General features: G+C 41.9%; 17 protein-coding genes, 1 riboswitch and 1 other annotated feature. Of the genes, 4 read left to right on the top strand and 13 right to left on the bottom strand.

What is annotated here, in order from left to right; genetic code table 11:
- Positions 1–9 precede the first annotated feature (9 nt).
- Together proB and hmpA are read right to left on the bottom strand one after the other, a co-directional pair.
- Positions 10–1,098, bottom strand: coding sequence for a glutamate 5-kinase (gene proB, locus ASU00_RS19590; protein WP_057915157.1), 1,089 nt, complete (start codon positions 1,096–1,098; stop codon positions 10–12).
- Between the two features lie 57 nt (positions 1,099–1,155).
- Positions 1,156–1,372, bottom strand: a binding site (T-box leader).
- Positions 1,373–1,432: 60 nt separating this feature from the next.
- Positions 1,433–2,641, bottom strand: coding sequence for an NO-inducible flavohemoprotein (gene hmpA / locus ASU00_RS19585; RefSeq protein ID WP_057915156.1), 1,209 nt, complete (start codon positions 2,639–2,641; stop codon positions 1,433–1,435).
- Between the two features lie 170 nt (positions 2,642–2,811).
- Between hmpA and ASU00_RS19580 the strand changes: the two genes are divergently transcribed.
- Complete coding sequence (locus ASU00_RS19580; RefSeq protein ID WP_057915181.1) at positions 2,812–3,276, top strand: RrF2 family transcriptional regulator; 465 nt, start codon at positions 2,812–2,814, stop codon at positions 3,274–3,276.
- Positions 3,277–3,292: 16 nt separating this feature from the next.
- Here ASU00_RS19580 and ASU00_RS19575 read toward each other — a convergent pair whose 3' ends face one another.
- From ASU00_RS19575 to ASU00_RS19565, 3 genes are all read right to left on the bottom strand, one after another.
- Positions 3,293–4,279 carry an HD-GYP domain-containing protein gene (locus ASU00_RS19575; RefSeq protein WP_057915155.1) on the bottom strand — a complete coding sequence of 329 codons (987 nt, stop codon included), beginning with the start codon at positions 4,277–4,279 and terminating at the stop codon, positions 3,293–3,295.
- Between the two features lie 85 nt (positions 4,280–4,364).
- The gene (locus ASU00_RS19570; RefSeq protein ID WP_057915154.1) at positions 4,365–4,550 is read right to left on the bottom strand and encodes a zinc-finger domain-containing protein; all 186 of its coding nucleotides are present in this window, start codon (positions 4,548–4,550) and stop codon (positions 4,365–4,367) included.
- Positions 4,547–5,227 carry a reverse transcriptase-like protein gene (locus ASU00_RS19565; protein ID WP_236712783.1) on the bottom strand — a complete coding sequence of 227 codons (681 nt, stop codon included), beginning with the start codon at positions 5,225–5,227 and terminating at the stop codon, positions 4,547–4,549. The genes ASU00_RS19570 and ASU00_RS19565 overlap by 4 nt, the downstream gene beginning before the upstream one ends.
- A gap of 215 nt (positions 5,228–5,442) precedes the next feature.
- On the opposite strand from ASU00_RS19565, the gene ASU00_RS19560 reads away from it, so the two are divergent.
- Complete coding sequence (locus ASU00_RS19560) at positions 5,443–5,856, top strand: reverse transcriptase-like protein (RefSeq protein WP_057915153.1); 414 nt, start codon at positions 5,443–5,445, stop codon at positions 5,854–5,856.
- Positions 5,840–6,751 (top strand): DMT family transporter, encoded by a 912-nt coding sequence (locus ASU00_RS19555; protein WP_057915152.1) that lies wholly within the window; start codon positions 5,840–5,842, stop codon positions 6,749–6,751. The genes ASU00_RS19560 and ASU00_RS19555 overlap by 17 nt, the downstream gene beginning before the upstream one ends.
- Before the next feature lie 49 nt (positions 6,752–6,800).
- Here the strand turns inward: ASU00_RS19555 and ASU00_RS19550 are convergent, their stop codons facing one another.
- The 6 genes from ASU00_RS19550 to ASU00_RS19525 all read right to left on the bottom strand — a co-directional run bounded on the left by ASU00_RS19550 (position 6,801) and on the right by ASU00_RS19525 (position 15,502).
- On the bottom strand, positions 6,801–7,094 hold the full coding sequence (locus ASU00_RS19550) for a DUF6123 family protein (RefSeq protein ID WP_057915151.1): 294 nt from the start codon (positions 7,092–7,094) through the stop codon (positions 6,801–6,803).
- Positions 7,095–7,610: 516 nt separating this feature from the next.
- A complete protein-coding gene (locus ASU00_RS19545; protein ID WP_057915150.1) occupies positions 7,611–8,486 on the bottom strand; it encodes a 5'-3' exonuclease in 876 nt (291 codons plus the stop codon).
- An 85-nt stretch (positions 8,487–8,571) separates the two neighbouring features.
- On the bottom strand, positions 8,572–9,399 hold the full coding sequence (locus ASU00_RS19540) for a sulfurtransferase (protein ID WP_057915149.1): 828 nt from the start codon (positions 9,397–9,399) through the stop codon (positions 8,572–8,574).
- A gap of 290 nt (positions 9,400–9,689) precedes the next feature.
- Positions 9,690–13,397 carry a dynamin family protein gene (locus ASU00_RS19535; protein WP_057915148.1) on the bottom strand — a complete coding sequence of 1,236 codons (3,708 nt, stop codon included), beginning with the start codon at positions 13,395–13,397 and terminating at the stop codon, positions 9,690–9,692.
- 486 nt (positions 13,398–13,883) lie between these two features.
- Positions 13,884–14,414 (bottom strand): isoprenylcysteine carboxyl methyltransferase family protein, encoded by a 531-nt coding sequence (locus tag ASU00_RS19530; RefSeq protein ID WP_057915147.1) that lies wholly within the window; start codon positions 14,412–14,414, stop codon positions 13,884–13,886.
- Positions 14,414–15,502 carry a type III polyketide synthase gene (locus ASU00_RS19525; RefSeq protein ID WP_057915146.1) on the bottom strand — a complete coding sequence of 363 codons (1,089 nt, stop codon included), beginning with the start codon at positions 15,500–15,502 and terminating at the stop codon, positions 14,414–14,416. The genes ASU00_RS19530 and ASU00_RS19525 overlap by 1 nt, the downstream gene beginning before the upstream one ends.
- 191 nt (positions 15,503–15,693) lie before the next feature.
- On the opposite strand from ASU00_RS19525, the gene ASU00_RS19520 reads away from it, so the two are divergent.
- Positions 15,694–16,143, top strand: a complete 450-nt coding sequence (locus tag ASU00_RS19520; protein ID WP_057915145.1) for a chemotaxis protein CheX — start codon at positions 15,694–15,696, stop codon at positions 16,141–16,143.
- A gap of 358 nt (positions 16,144–16,501) precedes the next feature.
- On the opposite strand, the gene ASU00_RS19515 is transcribed toward ASU00_RS19520, so the two are convergent.
- On the bottom strand, positions 16,502–17,815 hold the full coding sequence (locus tag ASU00_RS19515; protein ID WP_057915144.1) for a nucleobase:cation symporter-2 family protein: 1,314 nt from the start codon (positions 17,813–17,815) through the stop codon (positions 16,502–16,504).
- Positions 17,808–18,407 (bottom strand): xanthine phosphoribosyltransferase, encoded by a 600-nt coding sequence (locus ASU00_RS19510; RefSeq protein ID WP_057915143.1) that lies wholly within the window; start codon positions 18,405–18,407, stop codon positions 17,808–17,810. Before ASU00_RS19510 ends, ASU00_RS19515 begins: the two co-directional genes overlap by 8 nt.
- Positions 18,408–18,565: 158 nt before the next feature.
- A riboswitch (purine riboswitch) is annotated at positions 18,566–18,667 on the bottom strand.
- Positions 18,668–18,848 lie beyond the last annotated feature (181 nt).

Below are 18,848 nucleotides of genomic sequence, written 5' to 3'. Positions count from 1 at the left end.
AGACCTTCCCTATGCTTTCACCCATTTATCACGGTGGATGACTTCAATCGATGTAATGATGAGCTCGGTTGTCCGCTTGCCCATGGCCTGTTTCAATTCTTCATCGGAATAAAGAACCTCCCCACGCCCTAACAATCCATTTGCTCCATAAACCTCGACGACATCACCCTTGTTAAAAACACCTGTAATATCATAAACCCCAGCAGGCAATAGACTGCTGCCATTCGAAACTAAGGCCTTTTCAGCACCTTCATCAACGAAAATTTTCCCGGAAACTTGTGAATGAAGGGAGATCCACTGTTTGTTTTTCGTTACCGTCGTCAAGACATCATTGCCGATATATGTGCCGTCCCCTTTCCCCTCGAGGATCGTAAGAAGCTTTTCACTCCCTGCACCCGACCCGATAAATACTTTCACGCCAAGAGACAGTGCTGTTTGAGCTGCAATCAGCTTGGATTTCATCCCGCCTGTACCAACATTGGAACCGGCACCTTCTGCCATGTCCAAGAAATCTGCCGTCACTTCGGAAAGCTTATCAAATCGTGTCGCACTTGGATTTGTTTGGGGATTGGAATCGTAAAGCCCGTTAATATCCGTTAAAATGATCAAGTGGTTAGCGTGAACCAAGCCGCTCACCAGGGCTGACAGCATATCATTGTCACCGAAAGTCAGTTCTTCGACGGATACTGTATCATTTTCATTGATGATCGGCAGAATGCCGCGTTCAAGCAATTCCATTAATGTAGCATAGGCATTCTTGTATCTATCTTTTTTCGAGAAATCCTTCCGTGTCAACAATATCTGGGCCGGGACGACGCCAAACTGCCCCAACTGTTCCATATATGACTGAATCAGCAAGCTTTGCCCTACAGCTGCAGCCGCTTGCTTTCCTTTAAGCGTGACAGGTCTTGTCGGATATCCGAGCTTACGAAATCCAGTCGCTACCGCACCTGATGAAACAAGGACCACTTCATGTCCCGCTTTCCTTAAAGCTGCTACTGCCTGGATATGATCGGAAAATTTGTTTTGATCGATTTCACCTTGTGAGTTTGTTAAAGAACTGCTTCCTATCTTGACGACGATACGTTTCTTTTCCATCAATGACTTCCTCCAGTAAATATGTTAGCCATGAAAAAAAGCCCTTTTCATCCTCGAAATAAGGACGAAAAGGGCTGCTCTCCGTGGTACCACCTTCATTGAATGCAAGTTTCATGCATTCCACTTTGCCTGATAACGCCAGGATTTGCGCCTATGTTTTGCATAGGACTCAAGAAGCAGGTTCTGCAGTATCCTGTCGCGGGTCTTCCAGCAATTGACGCCGCTCTCTGTCACAGTCAAATCTCGCATACTAATCTTCTCTCAACGTTCATGGTTTTAATATAGTATGCAAAATTATCATCTTGATGTCAACAACATTCCTTGCAACAACGCCTTATATTGCCATGGCAGGACCGAAGAATTCATAGTGTATGTTATCCGCGTCGACTCCTAACTCCTTCAGGCTAGTAATGATCGCTTTCATGAAAGGAACAGGACCACATATATAATAGTCAGCGTCATGCATTACATGGAGGCTCAATAATTCCTTATCGATATACCCCTCCTTCACGAAATTTTCCAGCTGCTTATCTTCCTCATCTGGATTTTTATAAACGAACGATATTTGATAGTTCGTGAGTTTCTGCGCTAAGTCTGTCAGTTCTCTTCTAAACGGCTGAACTTTGCCATTATCGGAAGCATGGATGAATTGAACATGACGCTTTGGTGTTTGATCAGCAACAGCATGCACCATGCTTATAAAAGGGGTGATTCCGATGCCGCCGCCCAGGAAAACGACAGGTGCTGTTTTTTCCAGATCGATGGTGAAATCGCCCGCAGGAGCGGTTAAGTCAAGACTGTCCCCCACCTGGATGGAATCATGCAAGTAGTTCGAGACCGCACCATCAGGAGAGCTTCCTTGCCGCTCTTTTTTAACCGAGATCCGGAAGTACTCTTTTCCTGCAACATCTGACAAACTATATTGACGATTGAATAGATAGCGTTCACCCGGTATTTCGATACGGACGGTAACATATTGTCCCGGAAGAAAGGATGGGATTTTTTCACCATTTGCCGGCTTTAAATAAAAGGATGTGATCACTTCACTTTCCTGCACCTTTTGGACGACTGTAAAAGATTTGAAGTCTGCCCAGCCACCGTTCTGTTTCGAAGCTTGGTCATACATTTCCTTTTCAATGCCAGTGAATACTGCGGCAATGACGCCATAAGCCTCCCCCCAGGCTTGGAGAATTTCGTCTGTAGCCGCTTCTTGTAATACTTCCTTGATTGCAGCCAATAAATATTCCCCGACGATGGGATAATGTTCAGGCTTAACGGCGAGGCTTCTGTGTTTCTGTGCTATTTGCTTGACCACTGGCAATATCGTTTCAAGTTGATCAATATTTTTGGCAGCTGCCAAAACGGTGTTGGCAAGTGCGTTTTGCTGGCGGCCTTTTTTCTGATTGGCATGATTAAAAATATTCAATAATTCCGGATGTGCTGCAAAAAGATTTTTGTAGAATACGGTTGTGATGGTTGTACCATGCACCTCTAATACCGGCACGGTGGATTTAATAATATCAATCGTTTTTTGGGATAGCATAAATAAACCCCTTTTCATAAACAAGTATTTTTAATACATGTTTATATTAGAACGGAACGTCCTGAAAAGCAATATCTTTTATACATCTTTTCAGTCGATAAGGTTAGGTGTTTAAAAATTGTTCACATTTATGATATAGTCAAATGGAAATAGAATGTGAGGCGAAAGACATGAGGTTGACAAGTTATTCCGATTACTCACTTAGAGTATTGATTTACCTGGCTTCCCACGACCATAACAAGTTATCCAATATAAAAGAAATTTCAGAAGTTTATCAACTATCCAAAAATCACTTGATGAAGATCGTTCATAATCTAGGTAAACTCGGTTATATCGAGACGATACGCGGAAGGAATGGCGGTTTCCGTCTGGCAAAACCACCTGCTGAAATAAACGTCGGGGAAATTATCCGGAGAACCGAAGAGGATTTTTATTTAGTGGAATGTTTCAAGGATCACGATAATTGCATCATTTCTCCTGTATGTTCATTGAAATTTGTCCTTAATAATGCTTTGGATGCTTTTCTTCAGGTCCTGGATCAATATACGATTGCAGACTTCAGTGAAAATAAGGTGATGCTCAAAGCCTATTTTGACTCTGCAAAACAGCATGACGAAGAGACCGATTCATTATAATCGGTCTTTTTTTTCATCAACCTATAATCCGTTCGATTCTACAATCCGCTTCCATTCTCAAGTCTACGATGCCGGTTGACGTATTCAATAAAGCTTTAAGCGGATCGTAAGGATCGATCATGATGATTGTTCCTTTTTGCTGGTTGGTCAGCATGACCTCTTTACATACCAAGGTGGACATTAATTGAGTGACAAATAGAAGCAGAATTTCCGGGTTAAATTTACCGAACATATCACGGTTCATTTGCTCAATCACCTGATAAAATGGCATCGCCCGATGATAGACACGGTGAGATGACATGGCGTGGAACACATCGGCTATTGCCACGATTTTCGAATGATGATGAATATCAATTCCCGTCAGTCCTAATGGATAGCCATTCCCATCTTCCCGTTCATGATGCTGGAGGGCAGATAAGGCAACCGATGGCGGCAAACCAGGTATATCTTTAAGTAATTCATATCCGTAGATCGTATGGCGCTTCATTTCCTCATACTCTGATGCAGTCAGTTTCCCCCGTTTTCCCAATACACTCTCGGGAATTCTTGTTTTGCCGACATCATGCAAGGTTGCGGCCAACGTCAAGGTTGACAGATTTTCTTTGGAAAACCCTAGCTTCCTCCCTATGTAGGTGGCAATGATTCCGACCCCGATATTATGGTTGTAGGTGTACGCATCGCTTGCTTGCATCTGTTCGAAAAGGTAATGAACATCCGGATTTCCAGCAGCTTCCATAAGAACAGGTGCAATATCGGTTTGAATTTCCTGAATCGTTTCAAGCTGCAGATTGCCATTGTTGCGAATATCTTCAAAGAGGCGTTTCATTTGAACGGAGGCTTCATTGATGCTTTTATTGATTGCCCCTTTAGACAGTGCTCTTTGTTCGGTCGAATTCAACTGACCATCTTCGACTTTTTTCAATTGTGTCATGATGATGTCAATTTTCGGAATGGTAAGAGGCGAAAATGGCTTGTAAATCAGCTTCCCTATTCTATTTTTCAAAGCCCTCACGCTTCCCTATATTTTTTACCTATAATACCATATAATTGATGATTTCATTGATATTACGAATTACTTTCCTAAAAACCTACGAACGATCTTTAAGTTCTTTGCCTAAAAGCTTTAATTTTTCACCAACGGTACATTCTGAAATACAAAACTGATGGGCGTAAGAACGCCCCCTCTCTTTTCGGAAATGTTTTCGCAAAAAGCAATCTTGGCAAAATGAAGTGAGAACAACTTCCACTTCTTCATAAATTTTTTTCCTATTCATTGTTGAAATGGCTCCTTTGATCCTGCAATTTCGAATTTGCTGAAAATGGCTTTTCCCTCAAGGGCGAGCGTTGCCAGACGATCGGCTTCCTGATTCTCCTTTCGCGTAATTGGCTGGTAATCTGGAATGATCTTTAACTTATCGAGCTTCGCTTCTATCCTATCGAGCCATTTATTTAGATTTTCTTCCATACATGGCCATTCACCTGAAAGTTGATTTAAGACAACAAGCGAATCCCCTTTGAATACACAGCTTTGGTGATGGACCCCAAGATCTTCGATTTGTTTAACAGCTTCATGAAAGGCAGCATATTCAGCTTCATTATTGGAGTCGAATTGCTCCAGGTTTAAATTGGTCCGTAATCTCCAGAACTTTTTGCCTTGGCGATAGTAAATGGCAACTCCGATCCCTGCCATCCCTTTTTCTTTTTGATATCCGCCATCAAAGTAAACCGTAACATCCTGCGGTTCTTCCTCCACTTCCTTCAAGAGTTTCTTTAACTCCTTCTTCGTCCATATTGTATCGAATTCATCCTTGAATTCGACTTCCTTCAGCCTTCCTGCCTTTTCGAGGTCTTCTGTTATGACGAGCGCAGTTCCGGCTTCAAGCCAATCCGATACGAAAACGGCAGATGGCTTTTTTGAAGCATGATAGGTCCATTGCATAATTACCTTCAAAGATCTCCAGCTCCTTATCCTCTCAATATTCTCAGTACAGTCGGACAATTTCATACCTATTTTTCGCAATACCATTTATACTATATGTAAATGAATTAAAACATTCTTTATACTATAGTCTCCATATCGACTTCAAATTCGCTGTTTCCATTTTATTTTTTTCAACTTTCTTTAAATTAAATAGTAATAGCTTAAACTAGAGGGAGGAGTACAACATGATTGAAGTCTATATCGATGGTGCCAGCGCAGGCAATCCAGGGCCAAGCGGCGCTGGTATTTTCATAAATAATAACGGTGTCATCGAACGGCATTCGATTCCACTCGGAATAATGGAAAACCACGAAGCGGAATATCATGCTTTGATTAAGGCATTGGAAATTTGTGTAGCCAATAACTATCAAGTCGTTTCCTTTCGGACGGACTCCCAAGCCATCAATCAAGCCATTGAAAAAGGCTACGCCAAAAAAAAATATGCCATATTGCTTGAACAGGCACTTAAGCTGTCGGCCAAGCTCGAGTTATTTTTCATGAAATGGATTCCAAGTCTTGAAAATAAGTCGGCAGATGTGTTGGCTAGACGGGCCATTCGCTTAAACCAGAATGAGGAAGCTCATGAACAAGACTGCTGATGCTTCATTATTATTCGTTGTATTCATCTGGGGAGTCACGTTTGTCATGGTTCAAAACGCCCTGTCGTTCCTTGAACCCTTCACATTTAATGCCGTCCGTTTTTTCATGGCATTCGTCTTCTTGCTCATCCCTTATTTACTGACCGTACACAAAAAGCCAAAAACAAGCAATAAAGGTCTGTTATTAGCAGGAATTCATATCGGGGTTTGGCTTTTTCTAGGGTATGGTTTTCAAACGATCGGTTTGAACTATACGACTCCTGCGAAGACAGGCTTCATAACAGGGTTAAGCGTCGTCATGGTTCCTGTTTTTTCACTGCTCCTGTTAAAGCATAGGCTATCCCGTCCCACCGTCATAGGTGTCGGTGCGGCCACCGCCGGGCTTTACTTAATGACCTTCGCTGATCGATCCACCATGAATATCGGGGATTTTCTCGTGTTTTTATGCGCAATTAGCTTTGCCATGCAAATCATCACTACAGCGAAGTATGCCAAAAGCATGCCAGCGTTACCGTTGACACTGATCCAGCTTTCTACCGTATCATTGTTATCCTTTGCGTCAGCCTTCATTTTCACTGAAGATCAATCCGTCATCTTCAGGCCGTCTGTCATGCTGCAGAAAGACGTATGGACTGCATTATTGGTCACGGCAGCGCTTGCCACTGCATTCGCTTTTTTTGCGCAAACTTTCTTCCAAGCTTATACGACACCGACGAGGGTCGCATTGATCTTTTCAATGGAACCGGTTTTTGCAGCGTTTTCCTCATACATATTGATAGGGGAGAAATTGACTTCCGCTTCCCTCATTGGATGTGCACTCATTTTCTTGGGGATGATACTTGCTGAGCTGCCATCAAGGCGGAAGAAAACGAAGATAACACAGGAAGTTTCCTGACGATCCACATAAAATGCTAAATCGGACTCCTGAATTAAGGAAGTCCGATTTATTTAAGAAGTCCTTGTTCCATTGCGAACGATATCGCCCCGTTACGGGTTTCAATGCCATTTTGTTTCAAGTTTTCCAAAAAGGAAATATAAAAGCTGCCATCAAAATTCTTTTGGACCTTTAAAGTCAACTCTATAGCGGCATTGACTAAAATATCACTGGCGTCCGTATATCGCTTGCCAAAATAAATAAAGCCAATGGCATCATTTCCAAAAGTGAATCCCTTTCCTTCCAAAAAACGAACATATTCCTCAGTCGATTTCGCCACTTCTGCATCCACTCCATAATTCATGCCTTAATTTCATCTTACCGTAAATAAAAGATTTTGACTATCCATTTTTCGACAAAAAATTCAACGTCCAAATTAAAGGTGCTTCCATTAAAAGCGCTCATACTGTAGACAAAACCTGATTAAAAATGGAATACCCATTTGAACGTTGATTTACAATCCACTCTGTGTGAATTTATAGATGAAATTCGTATTGCACGGAGTTTTGGAGGGTCTGGACATTGAACCGTTCCTTTACACTGCAGGCGCTCCCTTATCCAGAGGCAGTTGGGGAGCCGCCTCGACCTTGCGGCTGTTGTCTCACGCCTTTCGTTATAAACCTCTTGCCTGAAGACGAAGATGGGATCCCAATCCCCACCGATTTGGAGAATATGTCCTTTGACCATCCCTGCAGGCCAGTTTAGATTAATGCGAATCTCATGATCGCCTAAAATAGTAGACTTGCAAAGCCAGTCTCTTAATCTTAGCTGATAATTGAAAGGGGAGCTTCCGTATTAGGAAGCTCCCCTGGTTTCGTGTTTAAATCATCCTCAGTAGGGCCCTGAATTCATGATCCCTAGCCAGATTTTGCACTTTCTCACGATCATAGCGGTAGACTGCATCATCCAAGGAACATGAAATCGGCACGTCACATTTTATTTCAGCAAGTTGCCTGGATAAATGGAGCATGTCGACGGCAGATTCAATCTTAGCTCGCTGCCCGTTCGTTAAGGAAGCGACATTTTCAAGAATGCCTTCAATGTTTTGATATTGAATTAATAATTTTAACGCTGTTTTCTCGCCAATCCCTTTCACTCCCGGATAGTTATCGGCTGTATCACCCATTAGAGCTTTTAAATCGATCATTTGCCTTGGAGTGATCCCTTTCCACTCATAGAAGCTATCGGGATTATGAACTTCATAATTACCGTAGCCTTTCTTTAACAAAAGAACGGATATGTTTTCTTCTATTAATTGGAGCATATCCTGATCGCCAGTCAATATACTTACTCGGCTATGTTGGGCTGATGCTTTCGCAATCGTCCCGATGCAGTCATCCGCCTCATAACCTGAGAGCCCGATATTCGGAATATCAAACGCCTCGACCGCTTGTTTCGCTAGGTCGAATTGAGGGATCATTTCAATGGGAGCTTCAGAACGATTGGCCTTGTATCCATCGAATAATTCATTACGGAACGTCTTGCTGCCCATGTCCCAGCATACCGCCACATGACTTGGTGAAAAATGATTCACCGCCGTCAGCATATGCTTCAAAAAGCCTTGAACGGCATTTGTCGGTATTCCTTTTGAATTGATCATGAATTGACCCGTAACCGCCGTTGCATAAAACGCTCTAAATAATAGCGCCATTCCGTCAACAAGCATAAAGGAATGTTGCTGCTCACTTTCTTTCATTAACACATTATCACCTCTATCATGATGTACATCCATTTTATCATACTTGACCACTAGTTTTAGGAGCGTTTATTTGGAAACTAATTTATTCAATTGGATTATCATCATAGGAAATCCAGTCACTATAGCTGCCAATATAGATCAAAACATGTTTAAAACCAGCTTCTTTCAATGCAATATAATTGGGAGAAGCCGTTACACCTGAACCACAGTAGACAATGATTTCCTTATCTCTGTCGATATCGCTGAAATTCTCTTGAAGCTCTTCCTTCTTTTTGAAATGGCCATTATCGAGTACCTTCGTCCATAGCTTGTTGACTGCACCAGGAATATGTCCGGCTTTTTTATCGATTGGCTCCTCGATCCCCTGATACCGTTTGGATTCCCTTGAATCCACCAAAACGATATCATCTGGATTTTTTAATGTATATTCCTTCACTTTTTCATAAGAGGCAAATACGGATTCATTTAATTCAATATGATAATCTGTTGCTGGATAATCCGCACCTGCCGTATCAATCGGGTAACCTGCATCCTTCCAGGCCGCATATCCCCCGTCAAGCACTTGGACATTCCGATGACCAAGATAGCTCAGCAGCCAGACAAACCTGGACGCATAAGAACCCTCTCCGCCGTCATAAGCCACGAGCACCGTATCATTCGTTATTCCGTACGCTTCCAGTTTACCTTTAAACGTTGTTAAGTCCGGAAGCGGATGCCTGCCACCATGTTCCCCAACAATTCCTGATAAGTCTTTTTCAAGATCGAAATAAACGGCGCCGGGAATATGGTCTTGGTCATATTCACTTTTCCCTGCGTCAGGAGTGCCTAGCCGAAAGCGACAGTCACAAATCCTTATATCATTGGAAGTCAGTAACGGCAACAACTCTTCTTTACCCATTATATAACTCATCTACATCTCCTCCTATTTAAAAACGGTCCAGATTTGATAGAATACATTCCCATCCGCTTGCTTGCTGAAGGCTTCAATACTTTCATTCTTTATCGAAGCTCATTTCCCTTCAATTGATGAAAATTATTCTCGCCTTTTTCGTTTTAATGATGTTTTACCGTGATACTTCTAGTTGGATATACATCTAAGTGACACTGGAAATCCTTTCATGAACCAAAAGAATGGCTGCCGACAGCAGCCATTCTTTTGGTGTATATACTAATCGTGGAAATGAAGGTTATTCACTGATCTCATTTCGAATGCATTTTTTCCAATTCCGTTACGGCTTTTTCATAGTATGGTACATCAACTTTTTCTTCTAAAGCTGCACGTAACCCTGCAAAGATATCGGCCACCTCGGTCTTAAACTTGTTTTGAATCGCTTGCAACTCTTGATCTAGCGCTTCATTATACAGGCCATATAGCCGCTCACCCTGCTCTTTTACATAAATAAGGGCAGGTTCATCCAAACGCTTTTGCATACCCTCGCTCATTTTCACTTTTTCATTTTTTTCAAAGAAAGACTTAGGGTTTTTAAATAAAGCCAATTCCCTCTTGAAATCCGCTGTATCCAAATGGACGAAAGCTCCCGCAAATTCTGGGGAATCCCGCTCACTTGGTTCATATGGCTGAACCGAGATGGTTTTTCTTACTTTCTGCATTTGCTGCACCAAACCGTTTTGTTTCTCGTTCAACAATTTATTAACGAACATTTCCGATCGTAAAGCCGTTGCCCGCATTTCCTGGGCGAGGTCAAAGCCTAAGGCATCCAGTAAATTGGTCAGTGCTTGCTTAAGGACCATTTTCAGATCTCCGCCATCATCCTTCAATACAGCTGGATTGAAGGACTCCTTGAAGAAATCATTAAACCGGAAAAAGACCCGTTGTTTACTATAAAAAGTCAATTCATCAATTTCTTTTTTCAACCGTTGCTTTTCTGCATCGCCTTTCATGACAGAGAGAATTTCAGAAATATCCTGAGCCTCACTTGAAAGGGTTTCTATAGCTTTTCGTTTCGTTTTTTCATCCTGCCTGGATGCCGCAATTACATCACGGAGCAGCTCCTCCGTTCTTTTTACGGCTGCTTGTGCGGATTCAATGGCAAGTCCGGTTAGATCATTTTCGATAAAGAAATCGAACTGCTTCTGGAACTCGAAAATTCCGCTATTCGGAAGGAACGAGTGTTTAAAGGAACCAGGCACTTGTTTTTCCGATAATGCCCCTTTACTTGAAAGTGGAAACAGCTTCGGAAAACGGATGCCGAATCCATTCAATTGATCTGTGACATAATCCATCACTTCTTCCAATTCATCGGTCGTTTGGGCAAGATCGACGGCATTGACGATAAAGAACATCTTATCCATGGCGAACGAATCTTTCACACGCCCAAGCTGAATCAGGAACTCCCTATCTGCCCGGGAAAACGGGTGATTGTAATAAGTTACAAAAAGAATGGCATCGGAGTTCTTTATATATTCGAAAGCAGCTCCTGTATGCCGGGCATTTATCGAATCCGCCCCTGGAGTGTCGACAAGCACCATTCCTTGCTTTGTCATTTCGCAGTCATACCGCAATTCAATCAAATCTACTAGACATGACTTGGACTCTTCCGCCGCAAAACGTTTAAACCCTTCCAGATCGACCGTAACCACATTTCCTAAATCGTCTTTATGCTCGGGCATCCCTTGGTGAAAAGCGCGAAGGAAGGATAAATGCGTTTTCCCTTTATCCACCTCACCAGCTTTTGCAATGATTTCACCTGCCAGTTGAAGGGCTTCATCAAGTGTCTTAGCCGATTGATCAAAGGCAGCTAAAGCCAGGCTTACATCTTCTAATAGCATCGCTTCCGTTTTTAATTTGACGGTTGCTGTTCCATGTGGATGGTCAGCGTCAGAGGCCATGATTTTGTTGATGGCCGCGGTTGTCGGATTAGGCGAAACAGGCAGGACGCTTTCTCCCATTAACGCATTGGCAAAGGAAGATTTCCCGGCACTGAAGGCTCCAAAGAGGGCAACAGTGAAGGTCTGCTTTTCCAAACGATTTGCCTTATCGGACAATTCCTTATAAAGTGATTGAAAACCTCTCAAAGGTGCAATCAACTGTGCGGCCTGCTGTAAATTCGTTGCAGTTTCCATTAGCTTTTCTTTACCCCGTAAATTCGTAGCATCAGGCATTGGGTTCGATTTGGAAGGTAAAACATCCTGCAAAGCTTGCTCTGCCACGGCTGGTTCTTTGACCTGCTTTCGAATACTGTCTTCAGCAGGTTTCATGATTTTGACGGTAACGTTTTTTTCCTCTTCATTCCACTGACTTAGAAGATTTTCGACATCGTGCTCCGGTGCCCAAGCTGCCGGTTGGTCGTATATCGCCTCCAACCTTGCCGATTGCGCCTCGATTTCAGCGTTGATCACTGAAGTTACTTTAAGGGCTTCGGCGAATTCGGCAAAACCTGCAAGTTCCTGATCGATGGATTGCGACTGCTCTTCCACGATTCCTTGCATGACGGAAGCGATTTGATTCAAGAAGCCTTCCGATACATCACGAGCCTTCTTTTTAATGGAAGTGGCCAAGTCATTGGTATAGTTCAAGACATATTCGCCTGTAATATCGACTTGAGGCTTCAGGGAGTCTTTTATGTAAGCTTCCGTTACCTCGATTGACATGGTCTGGGCCTTGCTTTCAAGTGCTGAATCATGCACTTCTGCTTTCGTCAACGTCTTGACCGCCAACTCCTTAAGATGCCATTCGAGCTGGGTTTTGACTTTTTCTTGCAGGTCAGCCAAAAAAGTCCGAATGCGTTCCTCACGCTCCGCCTCCGTTTTTTTCTTGGCAAATAAAAGTCCCATTTTAAAATCAGGTTGTGCCGACTCCAAGAAGGATTTTCCTAAGTCGCGTGTGGAAGCGGGCATGATGTATGCACTCTTCAGGATCGTTTCCAGAGCCTCCGAATATTGGACCTTGATTGCTTCGATCCGGCCAGTTAATGAATGCCTCTCCTTCATTAGGCTGTCCACTTGATGCGTCAGATGCGTTCGTTCTTCATAGGGAAGCTCAGACAGCACTTCAAATTCATTCGCGTGTTCCTCTTCATACTGTTCCTTCAGCCAGCCAAGATGCCTCTCGATTAATGCATTGGCCGATTGCATGATGGCATCCTTTCCATCACTTTGGCCCCTGTTTGCCATTTCATATATAAACTTGCGAACATCTTCTATTTCATTATCTTTATTATTCAAATCTCTAACGGATGTATAAAAAATCCCATCAGGATACACATTCCAATTTGCAAATGCTTCTGAAACGGATAGCTTGAAGTCTTGAAAGCTAAGCTCACCCTCATCATGCTTATCGATCATATTGATAATTAAATATGTCGGTTTTTCAGCCTCCAGCAATTCTTTCGTGAACAAAAAATTCACTTCTGACTGTACGTGATTATAGTCCATAACATAGAAAACGACATCAGCAAGATGCAGAGCTGATTCCGTGGACACCCTATGTGCATCGTCAGTCGAATCGATTCCTGGCGTATCCATGATGGCACATGAATCCGGCAGGGAAAAATGTTTGGAACTTATCGTTATCGCCGAAACGGAATCTCCATCTTTAGCAAATTTCTTGACCTCTTTAAAATCATATGGTGCAGGAAATAAAACGGGCGGCTGGTTATGATAAAAGACTTTGGCATAGTCTTCCCCTTTTTGGACTTTAACCGTATTGGCACTCGTTGGAATCGGTGAAGAAGGCAAAACTTGTTCATCAAGCAGGAAATTGATCATACTTGATTTACCCGCTGAAAAATGCCCGCAAAAAGCGATGATGAACTCCTCATCATTCACTTTCATGATTAACTGCTTCAGCTTATCAGCGTTCCCTGTATCACCTGCCGATTGAAATTTCTCATACATGGCAGTCAAAATCCCCAATTTGGACTGTTGTTTAACTGTTTCTTGAATCATGAATCCATACCCCTTAATCTATCATCATTTTAATACTCTTATTGTAAACGATTTCGATTGTTATTCATACCGTCAGCTTATAGTTTTACTATATGATTCATTACAGGCCATGTTAAAAAAAACCACCGATTGGTGGTTACGAAGTTTAGATAATTATAAAATTTGAATCAAAAAAAACCAGGCTATTCACCTGGTTGTAGGAGTGGGGTTGAATGACGCTCGGTTTTCCTTTGTTGACGCATCATAAGGCTTTATTGCCTTTGCCGGTTTTTGAATATTACTCAGTACATATTTCATCACAAAACCATATGTAGCGATTGTCAATAAAATGAATACCCAGACCATTACATACACCATCCTCTTTTATAGTTAGCTGCTTTTAGTTTTTTAAGAAATGAATTGCTATTTGATTGAGAATAATTTTCATCTTCATTTAGAATCTTATCACGAACGATAATCATTTTCAATAAGAAAATGAAATGTTTTTTATTTTCCTCTAAAAACCGTAGAGTATTCCGTATTTTCCTTTAATGCTTTCTCTTCGAGAGGAATTCTTACCGCCATCATCCAAATGTTCAAAATCGTAAAGATGATCGCCGTTAAATATGCATTGAATAACAAGGAAATGACAATGATTTCCGTAGCCACGATGATATAATTGGGATGTTTGAAAAATTTATAAGGACCTTTAATGACCACTTCGGCATTAGGAACGACGATGATTTTTGTATTCCAATGCTTCCCTAATGAACTGATCACCCAAATTCTTCCTGACTGAGCCATCAGAAAAAGTGTCAGCCATATCGGCCAAAGTGCAGAGACATTCCTTCCAAACATGGTCACTTCAAAAATGAGGACGATAAAAAAGCTAACATGCATCAGGACCATCCATCTGTAATGGGACTCACCGTATTCAACTGCTCCAGCCACTTTCAGCTGCTTTTCATTTTGTTTGGCAATATATAATTCTACGAGGCGCTGAATCGCAATCAGAATGATGAAAATGGTGAAAATCATCATGTCCACCTCATTAACAAAAGTTCAGATGAGAATCCTGGCCCCAATGCCGCAGCCAAGCCTAAGTCACCTTCATTTCCGCCACGCTGCATGAATCTCTCCAAGACATACAAAATCGTCGCTGACGACATGTTACCAAACTCCCTCAACACACTCATTGATTCTTTTGTCATGCTTTCATCGAATCCTAAAGCTTCGTGATAGGCGTCAATCACCTTCTTCCCGCCTGGATGAGCAATGAAATCCGTAATATCATCGAGCTTTAATTCATTTTCCACTAAAAAGGCTTGTACATTTGGTTTTAGCCAGTCCTTGATGATGGTTGGGATATCCTTGGAAAAAACGACGTATAGTCCCTGATTCTTAACATCCCACCCCATTACATCCAAAGAATCCGGCATAAGCGTGGATTGCGAATCCAAGAAGCTCAAATGCCGTTCTTGTTTTGAAAACTGTTCATGCGGCACTTCATCCCCACACACCAATACACAGCTTACACCATCAGAGAATAAGGATGTTCCAATTAAATTACTTTTGGAAATATCATTCCTTTGGAATGTCAAACTGCATAATTCCACGCTTAAGACAATGACCTTCGCCTTCGGGTATGCCATACAATATTCGAAAGCTCGCGATAGTCCGCTCGCCCCACCTGCACAGCCAAGCCCCCAAATCGGGATCCTTTTAACATGCGGGTTAAATGGAAGTTCATTCATGATCCTGGCATCGATCGTCGGAGTAGCCATACCCGTGCTTGAAATGAAAAAGAAAGCATCTAATTCGCTTGCCGGAAGCTCCCTTTTTAAAAACTCTGTGTTGGCTAAGCATTTTTCTATCGCCTCAACCCCAAACTCGATTGCCTGCTTAATGTATAAATCATTCCGCTCGGCAAAGGTATGCTCCTCTTTAAACCAATCAAGATCATTGGAAAAATACCGATTTTCTACTTGTCCATTTTTAAAGGCCTTTAATAACCGTTCAATATTTTTGAAGGAAGGTCCGAAGATTTCACGTGAAAATTCCATTATCTTTTCCTGTGATAGTAAATATGGCAGTTTTATATGTGATGCAGATAGCAAATATGGCATGAGCCCACCCCTTATTATTCATGATATGGTTAATATACCCACAACAGTGACTTTTATGCTCCCTTACTAAATAACTATAGCCATTCATGATTACTCACATTATTTCTTACACAAATAAAATAAATAGGTAAAAAACACTATTTATTTGGTAAGATAGAGAAAAAACTCATACTAATGGAGGAATACGCTATATGGAAAGCAACGTTGTAACCAAAAAAGTCTTAAATGCAACTATTTTTGCCGCCAAGTCGATCCTTCCTTCCTCTTTAGTCATACACAAGCCGTCTCTCCTTAGACAGCCTTTGGAACAGGAATCCATTGGCGTCCTTATTGGCATGACGGGTGATATTCGTGGAAGCTTGATCATTGAGGGCACAACCGATTGCTTGAGTAAGATTGGTGAAAGCATGTTTGGCATGCCGCTGAATGGCGAAATGCTTGAATCTTTTGCAGCAGAACTTGGCAATATGCTCGCGGGAAATATGGCAGCCTCCTTGGCAGCCGATACAACCATGGATATTACGCCTCCCACCGTCATTGTGGGCAATACGAAATTATATGGCTTTAATGAAGCCATCAATTTACCCATCTCTTTGGAGGGTTCAGGGACGATTCATTTCATCTTCATGATTGAAAGGTAGGCATACCCGTTAAAGCCCCTTACCGGTGAAGTAAGGGGCTGATTTCAATCCTCTTCTTTTACGGAAGATTGATTTTGTACTTGAATAATGATGTTTTGAAACTCCTCTTTGCCACAAACACTGCACTTGAACTCCTGACTTAAAATGGTCCGACAATGAATGCAATACTTTTTCTCCATCTCTATCACTACTTTCCTGAACATATACTATCAATATATTCAAAAACGGAAGATAGTTTCCTTTTATCTGACAAAACCATCAATCATCTTTAGCAGTACTGCATTTTCTTTGCAAGAAAATGCCCCGAATTCTCGGATATTGAGAATTCGGGGCATGAATTGGCTGTTTCTATTAAAACTTAGGCTGCCTTCTGGCCTTCCAAATGCGATTGCTTCACTTTACCCTTTGTCGGAATGATGTTGAAGACGATATTCAAGAAAATCGCAGTCAAGCTGCCTGCAACAATCCCGTTTTCCGTCAAGATTTGAAAGCTTTCCGGAATTTGAGAAAACAGTTCAGGAACGACTGTTACCCCGAGGCCCATACCTACTGAACAAGCGATGATCAATAAATTCTCTTGAGAAGCAAAATCCACTTTGCTCAACATCTTTATTCCAGCAGCAACGACCATACCGAACATCGCCACCATTGCGCCGCCAAGCACGGATGAAGGAATAATGGTCGTGAATGCGCCAATTTTCGGAACGAAACCAATGAAAATAAGGATACCTGCCGTTGTATAAATGACATTTCTCGTTTTAACGCCTGACAATTGAATCAATCCGACATTTTGTGAAAATGCGGTATATGGAAACGCATTGAACAAACCGCCAATCATGATGGCTAGCCCTTCGGAACGATACCCACGAGCTAGATCATCTTCTGAAATCTCTTTGTCGGTAATTTCTCCAAGTGCATAATATACGCCAGTCGACTCCACCAAGCTGACGACCGCCACCAAGGTCATGGTAATGATCGGTGTGATGTTGAATGTCGGAAGGCCGAAGTAGAAGAAATGTGGCATATGCAGCCAAGTGGCACTGACCACTGAACTAAAATCAACTTTCCCAAGGAAAAATGCAACAACTGTCCCGACTAATAACCCTAATAAAATGGAAATGGAACGGACGAATCCGGTTGAGAATTTATACATGAATATGATGAATAATAGAGTACCAAACCCAAGAGCTACATTAGTCAAGTCTCCGAAATCCTTAGCCCCTTGACCTCCGCCAAGATTGTTGATGGCGACAGGAATGAGCGTGATGCCGATGATCAATACAACCGAACCAGTGACAATCGGCGGGAAGAACCTTGCCAGCTTCCCAAAGAATTTGCTGATCAAAACGACAATCAATCCAGACACCAATATGGATCCATAAATGGAATTGATTCCATATTGCGTACCAATTGCAATCATCGGACTTACTGCTGTAAATGTGCAGCCTAGGACGACCGGAAGCCCAATTCCAAAAAATTTATTTTTCCACACTTGCAATAAGGTTGCTATCCCGCACATTAAAATATCTATCGACACTAAATAAGTTAACTGCGCTGCAGTCAATCCCAGCGCCCCACCGACAATCAATGGAATGACGATCGCTCCGGCATACATGGCAAGAACATGTTGCAATCCTAAGGACGCAACTTTTAAAGGAGATTGATTAGACATTGATAGGAACCCCTTCCTTTTCTTCAACGAATGTTATCTCACCGAATTTCAACTTTTCGATTCGCGCAAGTGACTCCACTTGAAACCCTTGCTCCCTCAGGTCCTTCCCGCCACTTTGGAAGGCCTTTTCGATGACGATGCCGATTCCGACCACTTCTGCTCCAACCTGATTACAAATATCCACCAAGCCTCTAGCTGCTTGACCGACCGCAAGGAAGTCATCGATGATCAAAACCTTATCGCCAGCTTCAATATATTTATTGGAAACCGTAATGGTATTGGTTTCTTGTTTTGTAAAAGAGTGAACGGACGCCGTCACTAAATCATCTGTCAAAGTGAGTGATTTACGTTTACGTGCAAAAATTAGCGGAACTTCCAATTCCAGCGCAGCCATCAATCCAGGTCCAATGCCTGAAGATTCAATGGTCAACACTTTCGTTATTTCCTTTTGATCGAAACGTTTAACGAATTCCTTACCAATTTCTTTCATTAGCATAGGATCCATTTGATGATTTAAGAATGAATCTACTTTTAATATGTCTTCAGATAAAGCTTGACCCTCTGACAAGATTTTTTGCTTTAAAAGTTGCATGAAGGTTCCTCCCAGTCTTGGTGTTTATTGACCCTAAGCCATGCCGTGTTTCCAGCCAAATAAAAAAGCCCAAGAAACATTGCGGCACTTTTTTGGAGTGAAGCAATATTTCTTGGGCATGAATGAAAAATGAATCAGCAAAAGCCTTCATTACGCAACAAGATCTATTACTCACCCATAGTCGAATTATTTGCGGTAATTCGGTAGAAACTTGCAGGCCATATCCCTGCTATTATACGAGTGAAACTTTATATTTTATTAATATATGAATTATAACAACGTTACCTCAATTTGAAAAGGGATTTTTTATAAAAAACCGAACTTTCCATTACAATACTTAATGATCATTCGTTTTTTTCCAAAATTATGAACTTTTATAAGAATACGCATCTCTTTTTAATAACACTTTGAAGACCTTGACTATTCCGCCAAGGCCTTCGC

This window comes from Peribacillus muralis, from assembly GCF_001439925.1.
In the GTDB taxonomy this organism is placed as follows: domain Bacteria; phylum Bacillota; class Bacilli; order Bacillales; family DSM-1321; genus Peribacillus; species Peribacillus muralis.
The sequence above is the reverse complement of the archived record's forward strand: the minus strand, read 5'-3'. Positions and strand labels throughout refer to the sequence as shown.